We start from the raw sequence: 17,718 nt of genomic DNA, 5'->3' as shown, positions 1-17,718 counted from the left end.
GAAACATAGATATTTCAAACTATCTATGTTTATCTACTGTTTATGAATTGTGATTCCTCATAATATAGATAGATTGCGTCTTTACTTTTAGATTCATTTCATTCCTCAAAAATTACTCATTATATAAGCTATCTTTATATTTATTTATATACGTTATTTTTTGTGGTTCTGATAACATATTTATCGCCATCCACACATTCTTTTTCATTTCTAATTTTTGCATTGGTATCTCTTTTAAAACCGGATTACTTATAATTTCTTCCATTTCTTCATCAATTCTTTTCATAAGATTTTCTTCTGGATTATTTTTTAAATAAGTATTTTTCAGTCCCCATTTTGTCATTATAAATTCATTCGTTTTATTCATAGGATTAATAATAGTAGCTTTACTAGTTAATCGTTTTTTTATTTCATCATGATAGATTTTAATTTTATATCCTTCTTTTAGTGGAATAGTATCTTTTACAATCGTTACATTTGTCCCTTCCATTTCCTTCGTATAAATTTTTTCACCTTTCTCATTAAACACCTCTATTGATGCGTATTTTTCATCTGCATAATAGCTATGAGGCGTTTTAGTAGTAACCGTAAAAACAGCCCGCTTTTGCTCTAAGTCTGTATTTAATTCGGCAAACTGATCATCTCCTAATCCTAGGAATTGAATCGTTTCATTTACCAAATTGCTCACTTTCATTTCGTTAACATCAATCGTTAGACTATTATCCTTTTCCTTTACATAGGCATAATACGAACGGAAATGATACATTCTATCCATTTTCTCACCTGAAATTTCAACCGTATAAACCCCATTTGGTACGTCTTGTAAATTGATATCTGCTGTTTCAATTGTTTTTTCTTGAACAACTGTATTCCCTTCTTTTAATTTAATCTTTCTTCCTTTCAATGTATCTATTTCATTTGTATTTAAATGGATATGCAAATTCCCTTTTAACCCAAGTGAAGCAATTTGCTGATTCGTAACTATTTCAAAGTTAGAGTTTATCGGAATATCAGGATCAACTAGAGCTCTCGCCTTAGCTAATTGTGATTCAGGCACTATATACGCTAAAGAAGTAATTGCCGGATAACCTTTCGCCCTATTCATCTCTATTTGTTTATGATTAAGCTTAAAGCCCCATCTTTCAAAAACGGGTGTAAAATCAACTTGTACATTCTCGCTATAATACTGATTCATTAAATCCGGTAAAGAATAATCCCCCTTTTTGAAAGCAGCATTGCTAGCTAGTTTTCGATAACCTTGATACATTTTTGCAAAAGCTTCATCGCCAGCTTTTTGTTTCGCCATCGTTAAAAGAATAAGTTTTTGTCGCAAATCTAAATCATCATAATTTTTATTTTCTTTCATTAAAGCATTGTATAAATTCCGTTCTACCTGTTCCTTCTTCCCAAAATTAAATAACCAACCAACTTGATCTGCTTTTTTGCCGTATTTACTATATTGATATTGAACACCAAATAGATTATTAGAAACTTCTCCTGTAAATATTCCTTGATTATCAAAACCAGCTTGGTATCCATGAGCGATTTCATGTAAGGTTCCCCAACTTAGTTTATCTAACCACATCTTTGTACTATCTGAACTATTCGCTGTCCAATTTGCGCCATAATAGGCACCGCCAGCACCAGATATATCTGCTTTTAAGAAATAACGATTTTGACTTTTTTTATTTTCAACCGTTGAGCCATCTAAACCAATAATTGAATCATACATCGCAAAAATATCTTCATAATATGCAATTAACTCATCCAACGATTGAAAATCCTTTAAAGATCTTACTAACTCTTTATCTTTTTTAGGTACAAATAATTGAAAACTCTCCCCTTGAATTAACGCATACTCTCCATCAAATTGATCCCATGTACTAAAAAATTGAGATACACTTCCTTGTTGTTTATAAATGGGAAGAGGTTTAGTAGCACTTTCATTCCCTACTTGGTACTCAAGTACAGCGTGCTTTTCACCATACGGAGTATCTATGAAAGGAACTAAAGGCGTATCACCTTGAATGGTAATCCACTCATTTCCTACTTGTATGGATTTTTCATTTTTAGAGTCATTAGACAATAAACGTAATGTTAATTTGTCTTTAAAATTAGGATTCGTTTGTCTTACCTTTAATGGTGTATTTCTCTGCAAAATAAATCCTAAATCTTGTCGATCGTGATATTTACCCTTACTTATGCCCGCCTGAAATATCCAAGTAGGCTCTTCTAAACTAGTAATTTCTTTTACATTTGTTCGTTCATCAGCATGTAAGTGTATATTTCCTATGAGGAAAAACATTGTATACATGATGCCTATAACAAGTAGCCTTTTCATTTACATATCTCCTTTTCTATTTTTTATATACAAAATACAATAAAACCCTCCTTCTTTACTTATAACTGTCGTCAGTAAGTTACTTATTAGTGTAATTATTATAGTTACATTAGCTCATGATTATCAATCATTAAATATATGTAATTTTGCATATATTAATGTTTAACGAAAAATTTCGAGATATCTTGTAATGATCCAATATTATTTCATACATTATTCAATAAAAAAAAACACACGAAGCCCCTTAAGTCTTCATGTGTTTTCATACATGTTATTACATTTATAATTGAATAAATTATCTTATTCTGTAATATTAAATTTTGAAACCAATCCCCTTAATTCTTCCACCTTTTCTTTCATTTTGTTGGATTGGATTGATATTTGTTCAATTGATACGGCCTGTGATTGAATTGAATTTACTGTTTGAAGCGTCTCCTTTTTCACATCCGTTGCAGTTTCAGAAACTAGCGAAAGAGAAGCATTTACTTCTTCTGTACCAGCAGACATCTCTTCTGTCGCTGCGGATACTTCTTGAATTTGACTTGTAATCTTATCAATATCTCTCATAATAGACAAGAAGGTTTGATTCGCTTTGTGGGCAGCTTCTTTTCCTTCTACTGCCTTCTGTTGGCCTTTTCGCATGACATTAACTGTATCTTGAGTATCTTGTTGAATGGATTTTATTAAATGATTCACTTCCTTTGCAGATTCTTTAGATTGCTCAGCCAAGTCTCGAACTTCTGCGGCAACCACTGCAAATCCTTTCCCATTCTCTCCAGCACGTGCCGCTTCAATAGCGGCATTTAAGGCAAGAAGATTCGTTTGTTCGGCAATATTAGTAATTGCAGCGAGAGCTGTATCAATCTGTTGTGTACGTGTAACAAGTTTATTTATTACTTTTGATGTTTCCTCGACAACATCATGCACACTATTCATTTGAAGAATAGAGTGATTTATCACTTCACTACCGATATTTATTCGTTCTGTAGTCGTTACTGCTACCTCAGCGACTACTGCTGAAGATTCAGCTACAGTTTGCACCCCTGTTGTAATTTCTTCCATTGAGGATGAGCTCTCCTGAATACTAGTTACCTGTCCTTCTATTTTTGTTTTTACTTCTAAAACAGTCTGTACAACCTCATTTGAAATACTAGACGCTCGATTTGTATCTTGTAATACGCCCTCCGTAGTAGAAATAACCTCTTGTGTTGTCATCTTAACATTCGCAATTAATTGTTGAAGGTTATCTAACATACTATTAAAAGACTGAACAATATGCCCTAATTCATTATTTGCTTTATAAGGAGTACGTGTTGTTAAATCTCCAGCTGCTACTTTTTCCATATCATTTTGTAGTAACACAAGTGGTTTTCGGATAGTTAATTTAATAATATATCCAATTAATATAATTATTAAAATTGCTAAAAGCGAAATACTAACAAACATTATCATTGTATTTTGAGCACTATTATTATTTTCCTTCTGTAAAAGCTCTGCATTATTACTATTATATAAAATTAATTCACGAATTGATTTTATTGATTTTTGCATATTAGGTTCAATCTCTTTTAGGTAATATGCATATGCTTCCTCATTATTAGATTTCCCTAATTCTTGCGCTTTCTTCATTTGAGTTCTTAATTTATTAAATGTTTCATAAAACGTGTTATATAATTCTTTTTCTTTAGTAGAAATAACTTTAGCCTCAAACTGCTTTAAAAGATAATCATTTTCCTGACGAATTCCGTCCATTTCTGTTATTAATTCATTCATTCTTTTTTCATCTTTTGATACCATAATTTCCATAAAGTTCATATTAACATGATAAAAATTAGATTCTACAATACCAATCCACTCAATTGGTAGTAAATTATCCTCATACATATTAGAGGAAGTACTTTTCCCTCTTTCTAATCCCCAAAACCCTATTAGGGATAATACTATACATGCAATACTTGATATAGTTATTAATATGTTTAGTTTTGTACCAACCTTACTGTTTCTTAATAATTCCAATTCACTTTCTCCATTCTAATATATAGTTTAAGTAATGTATTTTATACCAAGAATCCAAAAATTACGATGTTTATTTTGTAATATGCAATTTTGCATATCATCCACTACTGATTCAAAATAACCTAACATTGTAATTTTGGTTTTCCAAAAATTCATGATTATGAACACACCCTATTAATTCTTGAACTTCTCATCCAAAATATCCAAAAATATTGTGGCACCAGGGGAACCCATCATTGATGTATAAATTACACTACCATACAAGACTAGCTTAAAAATATTTTTCTTATTGCTCATTTTTCTATTTCCTCTTTATCAAAAGTACTCCTAACACATCACACTTTAAAGAAACGATAGTATTCCCTATAATCCAAAAAAAATAAGGAAAGACATAACACCTATGTCTTTCCTCTAAAATTGTAACACTCAATATACTCTTAGCTCTATTTGATTTGCCAGTTAAATCCTCACATTTCTTTCTTTATAATATCTCCTAACTCCGTCCAACTTGTAATCCGCGGGATATTGAGATGTTGATTGTAAGAAGTAGTTTTTGCATACACATTTATCGGTTTTCCTATTAACGTTTCTAAGACTGCCGGCTTATCATCAAAGAAATAGTTTAATTTTATTTCTTGTATGAAGTGTATTTTTTCTTCATCCTTCATTCCATAGAAAAAGCGATCTTCATGTACCGGAAAACCTTTTTCTATTAACCATTTTTTTGTTTGCTCTCCATGCTCTTTAGGTCGCGCCGTTATATAGTAAATTTCATGTCCCTGTCTTTCTAATTCTTGTAATGTCTCTACTGCATATGGAAACGGTGAACAAGAAGTATAATAAATCTCATCCAGCAAACTATTCCACATATGACTGCCTTCCTCCGAAGTCATGCCAAATGCTTCATGAATTTCAATTGTTTTTAAAGAATGAAATACATCCAATCCTAATTTTTTGTTTAATTTCTTATTATATAAATGAAAAGCATGCTGCCTTAAATCAATTAATGTATCATCGATATCAAATCCAAACTTCACTCTTCATCGCTCCTTTCTGCAATCCATTTATCGGAACATATAAGTAGCTTTTATTCTCCTTATATTTTCCGATATTCTGGATAGCCAATAAATCTATAATCTTTTCCAACCTGGGTAAATGATACATCCTTAAATTCAATTGCATCTTGCATTTTAGTAATACCAGTCCCCTCTACAAAGCTAGGCGCCAATCTGCCCCCAATAATTTTTGGTGCGACATATAATATAAGTTTATCCATCAATTTATTTTCAATAAACGAAGCATTTACCTCTCCACCACCTTCAATAAGCAGGGAGGAAACTCCTTTTTGCCCTAAAACATCAAGCATTTCATGTAAGTTTATATGCTTTTCTCCGCTAGTAACAAATACTTTAACTCCTGCATTTTCTAATGCTATCTTTTTTTTCGCTGCATGATTACTTGTTGTAAATATCCAGGTAGGAGCTTCTCCATCTGTAACAACGTTAGCTTCCATCGGTATGCGTAATGTCGAGTCCAATATTATTCGAATTGGATTTCGTCCATTTGGAATACGCGTTGTCAATGATGGATTATCCTTTTGAACAGTATTCGCTCCTACTAAAATAGCCGCATTTTCGTTTCGTATTTGGTGTACTTCTTGTCTTGCTTCTGCAGATGTAATCCACTTACTATCCGATGAAGACGTAGCGATTTTCCCGTCTAATGTAACTCCTGATTTAATCGTTACAAATGGACGCTTTGTCAAAATATATTTATTAAAGACTTCATTCATTTTTTTAGATTCTTCTTCACACACTCCTACAAGTACTTCAATACCTGCATCTTGTAGAATTTTAATTCCACGTCCAGAAACAAGCGGGTTTGGATCAAGTGTAGCAACTACTACCTTCTTAATTCCTGCTTGTACAATTGCTTCAGCACAAGGCCCTGTTCTACCATGATGAGAACAAGGTTCAAGAGTTACATAGATTGTAGCACCACGTACCTGTTCTCCAGCCATACGTATCGCATGTATTTCGGCATGTGGTTCTCCGGCCTTCATATGTGCTCCGACCCCTACAATTCGATTATCATTTACAATTACAGATCCAACCAATGGATTTGGAGTCGTTTGTCCCTTCATAGCCTTGGCATTTTCTAGTGCTAGCTTCATATACAATTCATGCTCAAGCATGTAAGTGTCCCCCTTCAAAATGTCCAGAACGCTGAATCTTCGTTTGCAAATATTTCTCATTAAACTCTGAGATATCACCCCATAACGGTTCACGACTCGTAACATTTAATCCAGCTTTTTGTAACGCTTCTAATTTTTTCGGATTATTTGTAATAAGTTTTACAGGTTTTGAGCGTAGCGCTTTTAATACTTCAATTGTATCATCATAGTTTCGAACATCATCTTCAAAGCCTAGGTTCAGATTAGCTTCTACTGTATCTAACCCATTTTCTTGCAAGAGGTACGTCATTGCTTTACTAAACAAACCAATTCCTCTTCCTTCATGATTCGCTAAGTAAAATAAAGCACCTGAACCATGTTCTGTAATCATTTGTAAAGACTGCTTTAATTGGAATCCACAGTCACAACGTTTACTACCAAAGATATCACCGGTGTGACAAATACTATGCATACGAATTAGGGCATCTTCAGAATTCTCAAAATCACCATATACAAGCACACTAGATTGCTGCATATCAGCTAAATTAATAGATGAGAGTTTTTTGATAATTCCTTCTACACTATTTGTAACCTCACTACATTGTAACCAAGAATACCATTGGAAAATTTTAGTCTCCCCATATAAATTAATTGGCAATTTGATAGGTCCTACTAAATAAATATCCTTTCCATCTTGATGTATAAATTGAATTTTATCTTCTAACATATGAATTGTATCTGTTGTAACCATTAGGTACCTCCTAGTATTGAGAATCTCTAAAAATCCTCTTCCATTGTTATATTTTTTATTGTTTAACTTACACAACGTAAGTGTTTTTACAGATGCTATTCTTTTTTCTCTCAGCTTATATGCAATATGTATCATTACAACTTTGGCCATTTAAAGAAAAGAGTTTTAGTTACATAAAACAACTTAGTTACTTTATGTAAGTGAGTATACATTCGTAATTAATTTACGTCAAGTAATTAATTATAAAAACATTTGTTACTAATAGTAAGATGTTATATAATTTGTTTTAGGAGGTGAAGGAAAATGAATGATTCTACATTATGCCCTCGCTTTGAAAAAGGAATGAAATTTTTTAGCCAACGATGGACAGCACTAATTATTTACCAACTTTTTTCTGGATCTCAGCGCTTTTGTACGCTTGAATCTTCTCTTCCTGTCAGCGGAAGATTACTTTCAGAAAGATTGAAAGAATTAGAACTAGAAGGAATTGTCGAACGTAAAGTCTTTCCTGAGACACCAGTTCGTATAGAATATTCTTTAACTCAAAAAGGATTTGCTTTAGAAGCTATTATTCGCGGAATAGAAGAATGGTCACAGGAATGGATAGAACTTGAGGAATAACATAAAAGCTTTTTCGTATATAGTTTTAAGTAATCAAATTACAGATACCTATTATTAAAACGCTAGTTTTTCAAGCATTTATGAAAAGCTAGCGTTTTTTAATGAATAAAATAAAATTTAAGAAATGAAACAAGATGATCAAACCGATCACCTTGTTCCTTTAAAGATTAAAATAGTGATTTTAACAACTTTTATTAATACATACTCGATTAACAGAAATAATAAATAGAATTTTTGTAACTAAACAGTTTTATTTTCGCAATACAGTTAGCTTATCCCGCTATTTGCGGACAGTAAGACCACCACTGATTAAATTTCCATTTTATTGCATTTGAATATTACTTATGAAATTTCACACGCTCTTCAAGTGGTTGGAATTCTTTTTCACCTGGTGCAGCTGTTGGATTACCAAATGGCATTTGTGCAATTAGTTTCCAATTAGCAGGGACATTCCATTCTTGTTTTACCTCATCGTCAATTAATGGATTATAATGTTGTAAAGATGCCCCTAATCCCTCTGCTTCTAAACCTGTCCATACGACTAATTGGTGCATACCTGATGCTTGGTGTGACCAAATTGGGAAGTTTTCAGCATATGCAGCAAATTTTTCTTGAAGCGATTTAACGATAGCCTCATCTTCAAAGAATAGTACTGTTCCATAACCAGCTTTAAAAGAATCCATTTTTTGTTGCGTTCCTGAGAAATCTCCATCTCCAACTACTTTTCTTAATGTTTCAGTTGTAATATCCCATAATTTATCATGAGCTTCACCAAATAATACAACTAATCGCGCAGTTTGAGAATTGAAAGCTGATGGAGTATATTTCACAGCAAACTCCACAATTTCTTTAATTTTTTCATCCGATACTTGTACCTCTTTGTTAATTCCATAGTAAGTACGTCTTTCTTTCAGTGCAGTATAGAAATCTTTTGTCATAATTCATTTCCTCCTAAGTTTTAATATTCTTCAAAATGATACATTGCGAAGATAATATGAGTTGAAATGAGTTCATTTTTGAACCATTGAACACCATAACACCAATTGCTAGTCATTCTGAATCTAAACCACTGCTTCTTGCTTCAGTTTCCCTAAAAAAACACTTATAAGCATCATTGATACAATCTAGTGATCATTCGGTATTATTTTACCCATTCTCTATTCATGTATCCTGCTTGTTTCATATTTACACAAATATGAAAATAACCTTAAATTGCTGGTCAAAAAAGCCAGGTAGCATGAATAACACATTACCTGGCTTTTTACATTTTTAATTTAAATTCAACTAAACATTACCAATGAATAGTAGTAAAAACTATACCTGTCACTTATTTAATAATTAACATCTCATAAGGATGTTGTCCCATAAATCTATTCTCCCAAGGAATCTCTAATGATGTCCAATTTGAACCACCGTCTACTGACTGATACACTCCTTTATTGCTAAACAGATAAAACGTTCCATCACTTGTTGCCTTTAATACTGGTATGATTGTGCCTTTAGGAGTTGGTAAACCTACATTCATTTCTGCCCAAGACTGATTTTTTTCTTTCTTATAAATAAATGATTCACAATTTCCATTATTGTAATCATGCGCTACGTGGGGATTTGAAGATGTCGCGATAATAATATTTTCTGGATCATTTGGGTTAACTGCCATTTGATATGCGTAATGATGCTTTAGCCCGCTACACATATAGTTCCAAGTCTTACCTCCATCATTACTCTCCGCATACTCTTGACCTGGTTCTTTCAAGAATGAATCACCTAACACCCCGTATAAACGATTTGGCGCATCGCCATGTGATTTAAGAATGTGAATATCTTGAGGATAGTTCCCCTCTTTTTCCTCAGTCCATGTCTTACCTCCATCTACACTTTTAATTAATCCGCCTACCTCAATAGTCGTATAAATAGTTTCTGGATTATTAGCATCAATTTCAATATGTTTTACATGGTGTGTATATGTTCTTTGAGGAAAGAACCATGATGAATATGATGGCATTTGTCGATAATCTGTTAGCAGCTCAAAACTGTCTCCTCCATTTTTGGATACGAACATTGCACTCGGTTCAGTTCCTACATATACAATCCCGTTACCGTCATCCCCCTTCGCTGGAGATACAGAAACTGCTGTAATAGCTCTCATATGAATAGCATTTGCTGGGAACACTTCACCAAAGGAAGGTAACGCACCAATCGCTTCCCATGAACTTCCTCCATCTTTACTTCTCCATAATCCCCTATCAAAAGTACCACAATACATTCTTTCTTGGTCGTATGGATCTAAAGCTAAAGCAACTGGATTCGCACCTACAAACTGCGATTGGACGCTCCATGTTGAGTCTTTTTTTTCTGCGATTACAAGTTCTCTATCAAACGCTAATATGAATTTTTCCATAACTAAAATCTCCTCGTTTCATAATATATCTACTGTATTATTTAAATTTTTACCGTTACAAGTTATGAGATAACACTTATATGCTACAGCATATAAAGGATAAATTTTATAAGCAATATGTGATTAAAAACTTACATTATATAATTTGTTAACTTCACATCAGTATGATGAACAAGATGTCCTGTTAACTCATATAAGTCCATATGCCACCTTCAAATAAATCGCAATTTATATGCTATAGCATATATAATATAGAATGTATTATTTTATGTCAAACTTTAATACTGTTAATAAGTTCTTTAGCTCGCCTAAAGTAATTTAAAAGTCATAATATAAACAGAAACATTTTATTGAATAGAAAATAAAAAAAGAGTGCAATTTTTGCACTCTTTTTACTCATTTCTATTAGAAATCAAAGTTATCAGGATCTGGACCAACGCGGTGATTTTGATTTAATGCATCGATTTTTTCCATATCTTCTTTCGTTAATTCAAAGTTAAATACATCGGCATTTGCAATAATGCGGTGCTCTTTCGTTGATTTTGGAATTGTGATCACTTCATTTTGAAGGTCCCAACGTAAAATCACTTGTGCTGTTGTTTTACCATGTTTCTCAGCAATTGCCTGTAATGTTTCATTATCTAATAATTGACCTTGCATAAGTGGTGACCATGCTTCCATTTGAATACCTTGTTCTTTACAGAAAGCTTGTAATTCTTTTTGTGTTAAACGAGGATGGTATTCTACTTGGTTGATCATCGGCTTAATTTCTGCATCTTTTATTACATCTTGCAGATGGTGAATTTGGAAATTACTTACGCCAATTGCACGTACACGCTTTTCTTTATAAAGTGTCTCTAACGCTCTCCATGTATCTTTATATTTCCCTTCTACAGGCCAGTGAACAAGATATAAATCTAAATAATCTAGCTTTAATTTTTTTAAGCTCTCTTCGTATGCAGCAATCGTTTCTTCATATCCTTGATCTGCGTTCCATACTTTTGAAGTAATAAATAATTCTTCTCTTGAAATACCAGTTGTTTCAATACCGGCACGAATCCCCTCACCTACAGCTGCTTCATTTCCGTAAATTGCAGCTGTATCAATGCTGCGGTATCCTGCTTTAATTGCTGATTTAATCGCTTCTACAAGTTCTGGTCCTTCTTCTACTTTAAATACACCTAAACCAAACCAAGGCATTTCCACACCATTACTTAATACTGTTTTACTTTGTAAATTTTTCATTTTATTTTCTCTCCTTTTATTTTACTTGATCTCTTTTTTCTAATGTCATGCTCCATGCTGTTAAAATAACAGCACCTACTACCATAATGCCGCCTACCCAAGCTGTATGAATTAACCCTAACGAGTTCGTTACAATACCGCCTAAATAAGCACCAAGAGCAATCCCAGCATTAAACGCCGCAATATTAATTGCCGATGCAACATCGACAGCACTCGGTACAAATCGTTCAGCTAACATTACGACATATACTTGTAACCCTGGAACATTCATAAATGCGAATAGCCCCATTAAAATAATTGTGATTAACCCAGCTACCTTAAATGGTGCCGTAAATGTTAAAACAAATAGTATAATCGCTTGAATAAAGAACATGTAGAATAGCGCTCGAATTGGATTATGATTCGATAATTTTCCGCCAATCACATTCCCTATCGCAATGGCGATTCCATACACTAATAAAATGATAGTAACCGTATTTGCTTTAAATCCTGTTACCTCTTGTAATAACGGAGATAAATACGTAAAAGTTACGAATGTTCCCCCATATCCTAATGCAGTAATAATGAAAACTAGTAACAGTCTTCCGTTCGTAATCAGTTTAAATTGATCGCGGAATGATACAGACGCACCTTTTTTCATATTAGATGGAATGAGAATACTATTTGCAATTAAGGCGATAATTCCAATTACTACAATTGCTAAAAATGATGTTCTCCAGCCAAATTGTTGACCAATAAATGTTCCAATTGGTGCACCTGTAATAGTTGCAACTGTTACACCAGTAAACATAATCGCAATCGCGCTAGCCCGTTTATTTTCTGGGACAAGTGCCGCAGCAATTGTTGAACCAATTGACATAAACACACCATGCGAAAGTGCAGAAATAATTCGCGCAATAAGTAATACAGTGAAGCTTGTTGCTACCGCTGCGATTCCGTTACCAATAATGAAAATAATCATAATCCACATTAATAACGTTTTTCGTGACATATTAGCTGTTAATGACGTTAATACTGGAGCCCCAAACGCTACGCCTAACGCATATAAAGAAACTGTTAAACCAGCCGTTGTAACCGACACATGTAAATCTTCCGAAATAGATGGTAATAAACCGACACTAACAAATTCAGTTGTCCCAATCCCGAACGCACTAATTGCTAACGCTAACAACGCAAATATACTTCTTCGATTCGTCTGAACTTCTGAAGACGATGCTGTATATGAATTCAATTGAGTTCCCCCTCTTCCCTATAATTCCTATCATAATAGTACGATAAAAAGGCCCTTTTATCTTCTAAAAAACATATTTAATCTCTACAAACGCTATTATGAATGGTTTCATTCTTTTTTTAAAGAACGCACTTTAAAGTACTATAGGTACTTTTTAGTACCGTAAAGCTTGTCTCTCTCTTACATGTACTATTATGAAATATATTCAATACAATGAATAGTACGTACTTTAAAGTGCTGTAGGTATCAAAAAGTAACATAGTTAGTTACCAGTACCGTAAAGCTTGTTTCTCTCTTACATGTGCTATTATGAATGATAATTACCCTAATAAAAAGTACGTACTTTAAAGTACTATAGGTACTAAAAAGTAACATTTATATAACCTAGCTTATTTTGCTCAAAAATTGAAATCTACATTCCATGAAAAAGACTTTCAAATGAAGAAATACACTTTCCCGTAGAGGCAACTTTAGAGAATATTACTTAAACATATAAAGGATCATGTTCATTACCACAGACAAATAATAAAAAGGCAAAAACGAACAGAAATGTGTTCATTTTTGCCTTTTTTATTTACTGATTAAAATGTACGACTTTTGGAAAGGAAATCTGCATTAGCTCCTGTTACACCACTTTGTCCCCAGTTCCCTGGAATCATTTCACGAATAAGAATTAGCACTTTATCCAAAGGTGCATGAGTATATTTAGATGTTACTTGTGTAAGTTCGTTTACCCACTTATCCTTTGTCTCTTGATCAAATGTATTCCATATATCAATCTTAATAATAGCCATTCCATTAACGTTACGACCTAGTGTATCGTAAGACTCTTTTGTCTCCCAATCGGACACCCTACTTTTCACAGCAAAGGTAGCATCACTTGCTACAGCCCCAGCTTTCCCCCAGTTTTCTTTCTCAAGTTCCGTTATCAACACTTGAATTTTGTCAGGGACAATTTTTAATAGTTTTATTGTAAGTTCCGTTACACTATAAATAAATTCCTTCTTTTCTTCTGTTGACATGGTTGGCCAAGTATTTAGCTCGATTAATGGCATAGTATTGCCCCCTAAATTTAATTATCTATTGACTAGTTACAACTATTGGTTCAAATGATTTTTAACTGCTCTTACTACCAATTCGTGATCTTCTTCTGGTGGTAATCCTGAAACTGTTATCATTCCAATAACCCCTACGTTTTTTATCCTGATAGGAAAGCATCCACCAAACGCAGCATATTCCGAAGTATCTAAAAGATATTTTTCATTATATGAAATTCCAGTTATTTCACTTTGTATCTGCATATAATACGAGCTACGATCATGCAGGGAAACGACTCGTTTTTTACGCTCAATCCATTTCGTATTTTCCGCATTTGTCCCTGTCATCTTGAAATGAAATAATTGCACACCATTTTTCGTTATATCAACAGCAATCAATTTCCCCTCTCGCTTTGCTGTTTCAACGATAAATAAACCTAGTTGCAAGGCATCTTCATTTGTAAAAGAGGAAAATTGAAGCGTTTCCTCCTCTTTTAAAATTTGTTTACTTATTTCATTCAAATTTGAAGTGCTCATATCTTTAACCTCCATAATTGTTTTATGCCACACCGACATTTTTTCGAAATTATTAGGCCATATAGTACAACCCTTCAATCAATCTGATTCTAAATAAACTGCTGTAACATCGTTGGTAACTAGTAGTACCGTAAAGCTTGTTTTCTTCTTACTGGTGCTATTATGAATGATATTCAAAGTTATAAAAAGTACGCACTTTAAAGTGCTATAGGTACTTTAAAGTACTATTCTACTTATCCCTATCTTACAGAGACTATTATGAAATATATTTAACATCTTAAAAATGTATGTACTAAAGAATAATATTTTTAATCACTAACTTTTTTGCTCAATGGTTGTAATTCATCAGATACAGAAATAGACATACAAAAACGCCATCCTTTCCTATAATTTTAAAGAAAGAATAGCGTATTCTTTTCAAAAATGAGTTCTTTTATTGAGAAACTTTGATTCTATATCATACATAAAAGGGCAACCAGTGCTAAAACAGCTGGAAGTCCTTGTTTCACAATAATTGATTTATTAGATGTGAAACCTCCGAAAATAGCTGCTACCACCACACAAATCACGAAAAATAATTGGACCATATAACCAATTGGATTGAGTCCAAGTACAAGTCCCCAAATGAGACCAGCCGCTAAAAATCCATTATATAAACCTTGGTTTGCAAACATAATGGCTACGTTTCGATCTCCTTCTAAATGCTTCGGTAATTTGAAAGCACGTTTCGCTACTTTTGAATTAATAAAAAACATTTCAAGGATCATGATAAACAAATGTTCTAATGCTACGATCCCGACTAAAATAGCTGCGATTATTTCCACACTATTCTGCCCCCTACACTCTCTATTCTTTAATATTCTCTACATTTTTTTGCATCTGTAATAGAACATGAATAAGTATTTTGCGTTCTTCTCCACTGATATTTACGAACATTTCCTTCATAAAATGTTCCTTTTCTTTCTTGTCAAAATATTAATTGATATATCAATTATTGATACATCAATTAATATACATCCCTCTTTTTATTTTTGCAAGTTTTTTTGCTCAATTGGTTTTATTTTGTTCTAGCAACTTTAAACCAATTCAAAACATCAGTTCGCATTTCTAGAAATCATAATTACTTTAAGTTCATTCTGACAATCATATTTAACTAAATATATAAAAGAATTGAGTTATATCTCCATCAATTTATAAAAATTAATTTTTTTCTAAAAACAGATACTTTACGTTTTTTATAGTAATAAAAATCATTTTTTTGTTTCAGAGGCAATCCATTTTGTTAGCCTGATGTGCATAAAATAGCACCCATATGGAGAACCAATTATCTTTCAAGAAAACGGCTTGAAATCTGGATTTGGTACAAGAGTTGCCTACTTCCGTGATCCAGATGGTACTAATTTAGAGCTAATTGCTCCAAAAGGTCCATTTAGACGTGAATAATAAATTAATACCGAAACAGCCACCTTATCTGAAAGGTGGCTGTTTGTTAATAGATTGAATAAAAAGGACAAACTCTCCAACTTGAGAAGTTTGTCCAAAAATAGATATTTCATATTCCACTACTTTGACACTAAAATCAACAATAGTGAATTAGAATAATGACTTAATACTTGCTAAAACTGTAAGTACACCTACAATAATAACAAATACGTTGCTCATTTTCCCTTTGTATTTAGCTAGTACTGGCACTTTTTGAATCGCATACATCGGTAATAGACATAAGATAGCAGCAACTAAAGGACCGCTTAGAGAATCAATAAGTCCAAGAATACTTGGATTTGTATAAGCAACAAACCAGCATGATAATACAACAAAAGTAAGAATTATTGTCTTAATTGTTTTTTCTTCAATATCTTTTCCACGTGATTTACCAAACTTAATAATCATGTCACGCATTACTTCAAATGCTCCTATATAATGGCCTAGGAAAGACTTTGTAATAGCCACAAAAGCAATAATTGGAGCTGCAATAGTGATTACAGGCGAATTAAGCTCATTAGCAAGATATGAAAGAATTGATAAGTTTTGTTCTTTTGCCATTTTTATATCATCTGGAGTCAAGCTCAATGCGCTACTCCAAACGAAGAACATAACAACAGCGAATGTCATAATATAACAAACCTTTTGTATTTGCGCACATTTAGCATCAGTGGCTTCGATTCCATACGTAGCTCTCTGTTTCACAACAAATGATGAAATCATAGGTGAATGATTAAATGAGAATACGATGATTGGTAGAATCATCAATATCGTCCCAAAATAGCCTGTTCCTGTTGAAGCAGTTGAAACAGCTGAAAAACTAAGCATTGACGTATTCCACTGTGGAATTAAAGATATTGCGATAAACAGTAGAGAAACTATGAAAGGATACACTAACATACTCATTACCTTTACAGTAATATCTTGACCAAAATTCAGTATAGCGATAAGACCAAGAACTAATACAAGTGATAAAATAGCTCTTGGAGGTTCTGGCATGTGCAATTGATGCACGATAAAACTACTTGCAGTGTTTGTAAGCGCAACCGAATACATTAGTACGATTGTATAAATTGAACCGAAATATACGATGTTAAAAATGATACTCGCTTTATTTCCGAAATACTCTCTAATTGTACCTGTGATCCCCTCATCAGCAGAATTAGAAGCGTATATCATTTTAGCAAGTGCCCTATGTGAGTAGTACATAACTGGATATGCAAGCAATGTAATTAGTAGTAAAGATAATAAACCACCTGAACCTGCATTAATCGGTAAAAAGAGCACCCCTGCTCCAATTGCAGTTCCAAATAGACTGAGTGCCCATGTAGTATCCTGCTTATGCCACTTTTTCGGATCTGCATATTGCTCATTTTTTAGTGCGGTATTTTCAGCTTGAACTTCTATTTTCTTTGCAGTATTCCCGTTCATATAATAACTCCCCCTTGTATCTATTCCTGCATCTCTCTTTGCACCTAACAAATATTCCCTTTTCGGAAAATGAATTCCTTACAAGTTGCCCCACATTGTATGTCCTTCATCATAATGAATCCAAATTGAAACATTCGCTAATTAGCGTCCTAATATAATTGTTAGCGTTCACAAAAAAGTTTACTCGTAATATCCGCTCTTTATATAAAGAACCCTTAAGAGAACAATATAGAATAGACTTCATAAATACGTTGCAACATTTCTAATAACAGTGTATTACTTTAATGGTTTCTCTTTTTTACTTTTAACAGTAATTTTAGCTAAACCGGCCTCTCTTCATTTGCGAGGCATTTCTTTCTCAATTCTATACATTACTTTCATAACTTCGGTAGCACTGATGATATTGCTCACACAAGCCACTGAAGCACATTACATACATTTCGCCTCTAATC

Annotated in this window: 14 protein-coding genes and 1 pseudogene; 2 read left to right on the top strand and 13 right to left on the bottom strand. The window is 33.1% G+C overall.

Going from position 1 to position 17,718, the window contains the following annotated elements; all coding sequences use genetic code 11:
- Positions 1-112 precede the first annotated feature (112 nt).
- The 5 genes from ACS2QP_RS20555 to ACS2QP_RS20535 form a co-directional block, all read right to left on the bottom strand.
- The gene (locus ACS2QP_RS20555; RefSeq protein WP_438882780.1) at positions 113-2,341 is read right to left on the bottom strand and encodes a putative mucin/carbohydrate-binding domain-containing protein; all 2,229 of its coding nucleotides are present in this window, start codon (positions 2,339-2,341) and stop codon (positions 113-115) included.
- 300 nt (positions 2,342-2,641) lie between these two features.
- Positions 2,642-4,357 (bottom strand): methyl-accepting chemotaxis protein, encoded by a 1,716-nt coding sequence (locus tag ACS2QP_RS20550; RefSeq protein WP_438882778.1) that lies wholly within the window; start codon positions 4,355-4,357, stop codon positions 2,642-2,644.
- Positions 4,358-4,824: 467 nt separating this feature from the next.
- Positions 4,825-5,394, bottom strand: coding sequence for a 5' nucleotidase, NT5C type (locus ACS2QP_RS20545; protein ID WP_438882776.1), 570 nt, complete (start codon positions 5,392-5,394; stop codon positions 4,825-4,827).
- Between the two features lie 59 nt (positions 5,395-5,453).
- Entirely contained in the window at positions 5,454-6,551 is a 1,098-nt protein-coding gene (gene ribD, locus ACS2QP_RS20540) for a bifunctional diaminohydroxyphosphoribosylaminopyrimidine deaminase/5-amino-6-(5-phosphoribosylamino)uracil reductase RibD (protein WP_139365881.1), read from the bottom strand.
- Positions 6,544-7,281: a GTP cyclohydrolase II gene (locus ACS2QP_RS20535; RefSeq protein WP_000258858.1), complete on the bottom strand. Its 738-nt coding sequence runs from the start codon at positions 7,279-7,281 to the stop codon at positions 6,544-6,546. The genes ribD and ACS2QP_RS20535 overlap by 8 nt, the downstream gene beginning before the upstream one ends.
- A gap of 303 nt (positions 7,282-7,584) precedes the next feature.
- Between ACS2QP_RS20535 and ACS2QP_RS20530 the strand changes: the two genes are divergently transcribed.
- The gene (locus tag ACS2QP_RS20530; RefSeq protein WP_001000104.1) at positions 7,585-7,902 is read left to right on the top strand and encodes a winged helix-turn-helix transcriptional regulator; all 318 of its coding nucleotides are present in this window, start codon (positions 7,585-7,587) and stop codon (positions 7,900-7,902) included.
- A 338-nt stretch (positions 7,903-8,240) separates the two neighbouring features.
- Here ACS2QP_RS20530 and ACS2QP_RS20525 read toward each other — a convergent pair whose 3' ends face one another.
- From ACS2QP_RS20525 to ACS2QP_RS20495, 7 genes are all read right to left on the bottom strand, one after another.
- Positions 8,241-8,840, bottom strand: a complete 600-nt coding sequence (locus ACS2QP_RS20525) for a nitroreductase family protein (RefSeq protein WP_000158938.1) — start codon at positions 8,838-8,840, stop codon at positions 8,241-8,243.
- Positions 8,841-9,229: 389 nt separating this feature from the next.
- Positions 9,230-10,303 (bottom strand): WD40/YVTN/BNR-like repeat-containing protein, encoded by a 1,074-nt coding sequence (locus tag ACS2QP_RS20520; protein WP_103621613.1) that lies wholly within the window; start codon positions 10,301-10,303, stop codon positions 9,230-9,232.
- A 405-nt stretch (positions 10,304-10,708) separates the two neighbouring features.
- The gene (locus tag ACS2QP_RS20515) at positions 10,709-11,548 is read right to left on the bottom strand and encodes an aldo/keto reductase (RefSeq protein WP_000793565.1); all 840 of its coding nucleotides are present in this window, start codon (positions 11,546-11,548) and stop codon (positions 10,709-10,711) included.
- Positions 11,549-11,564: 16 nt separating this feature from the next.
- A complete protein-coding gene (locus ACS2QP_RS20510) occupies positions 11,565-12,779 on the bottom strand; it encodes an MFS transporter (protein WP_001089891.1) in 1,215 nt (404 codons plus the stop codon).
- A gap of 581 nt (positions 12,780-13,360) precedes the next feature.
- On the bottom strand, positions 13,361-13,834 hold the full coding sequence (locus tag ACS2QP_RS20505; protein WP_001128306.1) for a tautomerase family protein: 474 nt from the start codon (positions 13,832-13,834) through the stop codon (positions 13,361-13,363).
- Between the two features lie 42 nt (positions 13,835-13,876).
- On the bottom strand, positions 13,877-14,392 hold the full coding sequence (locus ACS2QP_RS20500) for a heme-degrading domain-containing protein (RefSeq protein WP_105559683.1): 516 nt from the start codon (positions 14,390-14,392) through the stop codon (positions 13,877-13,879).
- A 413-nt stretch (positions 14,393-14,805) separates the two neighbouring features.
- Positions 14,806-15,177, bottom strand: a complete 372-nt coding sequence (locus ACS2QP_RS20495) for a DUF1304 domain-containing protein (protein ID WP_000402483.1) — start codon at positions 15,175-15,177, stop codon at positions 14,806-14,808.
- A 484-nt stretch (positions 15,178-15,661) separates the two neighbouring features.
- Between ACS2QP_RS20495 and ACS2QP_RS20490 the strand changes: the two are divergent.
- Positions 15,662-15,796: pseudogene (locus tag ACS2QP_RS20490) on the top strand (VOC family protein); the annotation flags it as partial.
- Positions 15,797-15,946: 150 nt separating this feature from the next.
- On the opposite strand, the gene ACS2QP_RS20485 reads toward ACS2QP_RS20490, so the two are convergent.
- Positions 15,947-17,266, bottom strand: coding sequence for an aromatic amino acid transport family protein (locus tag ACS2QP_RS20485; protein WP_001014168.1), 1,320 nt, complete (start codon positions 17,264-17,266; stop codon positions 15,947-15,949).
- Positions 17,267-17,718: the final 452 nt, after the last annotated feature.

Origin of the sequence: Bacillus cereus group sp. Bce019 (genome assembly GCF_051781745.1) — a bacterium.
Lineage (GTDB): Bacteria > Bacillota > Bacilli > Bacillales > Bacillaceae_G > Bacillus_A > Bacillus_A cereus.
Note: the sequence above shows the minus strand (reverse complement) of the source record. Positions and strands in the feature narration are given on the sequence as shown.

Coding starts and splice junctions, on each gene's coding strand:
- ACS2QP_RS20555 (WP_438882780.1), bottom strand. CDS start 2,341: ATGAAAAGGCTACTTGTTATAGGCATCATGTATACAATGTTTTTCCTC.
- ribD (WP_139365881.1), bottom strand. CDS start 6,551: ATGCTTGAGCATGAATTGTATATGAAGCTAGCACTAGAAAATGCCAAG.
- ACS2QP_RS20535 (WP_000258858.1), bottom strand. CDS start 7,281: ATGGTTACAACAGATACAATTCATATGTTAGAAGATAAAATTCAATTT.
- ACS2QP_RS20530 (WP_001000104.1), top strand. CDS start 7,585: ATGAATGATTCTACATTATGCCCTCGCTTTGAAAAAGGAATGAAATTT.
- ACS2QP_RS20525 (WP_000158938.1), bottom strand. CDS start 8,840: ATGACAAAAGATTTCTATACTGCACTGAAAGAAAGACGTACTTACTAT.
- ACS2QP_RS20520 (WP_103621613.1), bottom strand. CDS start 10,303: ATGGAAAAATTCATATTAGCGTTTGATAGAGAACTTGTAATCGCAGAA.
- ACS2QP_RS20515 (WP_000793565.1), bottom strand. CDS start 11,548: ATGAAAAATTTACAAAGTAAAACAGTATTAAGTAATGGTGTGGAAATG.
- ACS2QP_RS20505 (WP_001128306.1), bottom strand. CDS start 13,834: ATGCCATTAATCGAGCTAAATACTTGGCCAACCATGTCAACAGAAGAA.
- ACS2QP_RS20500 (WP_105559683.1), bottom strand. CDS start 14,392: ATGTCGGTGTGGCATAAAACAATTATGGAGGTTAAAGATATGAGCACT.
- ACS2QP_RS20485 (WP_001014168.1), bottom strand. CDS start 17,266: ATGAACGGGAATACTGCAAAGAAAATAGAAGTTCAAGCTGAAAATACC.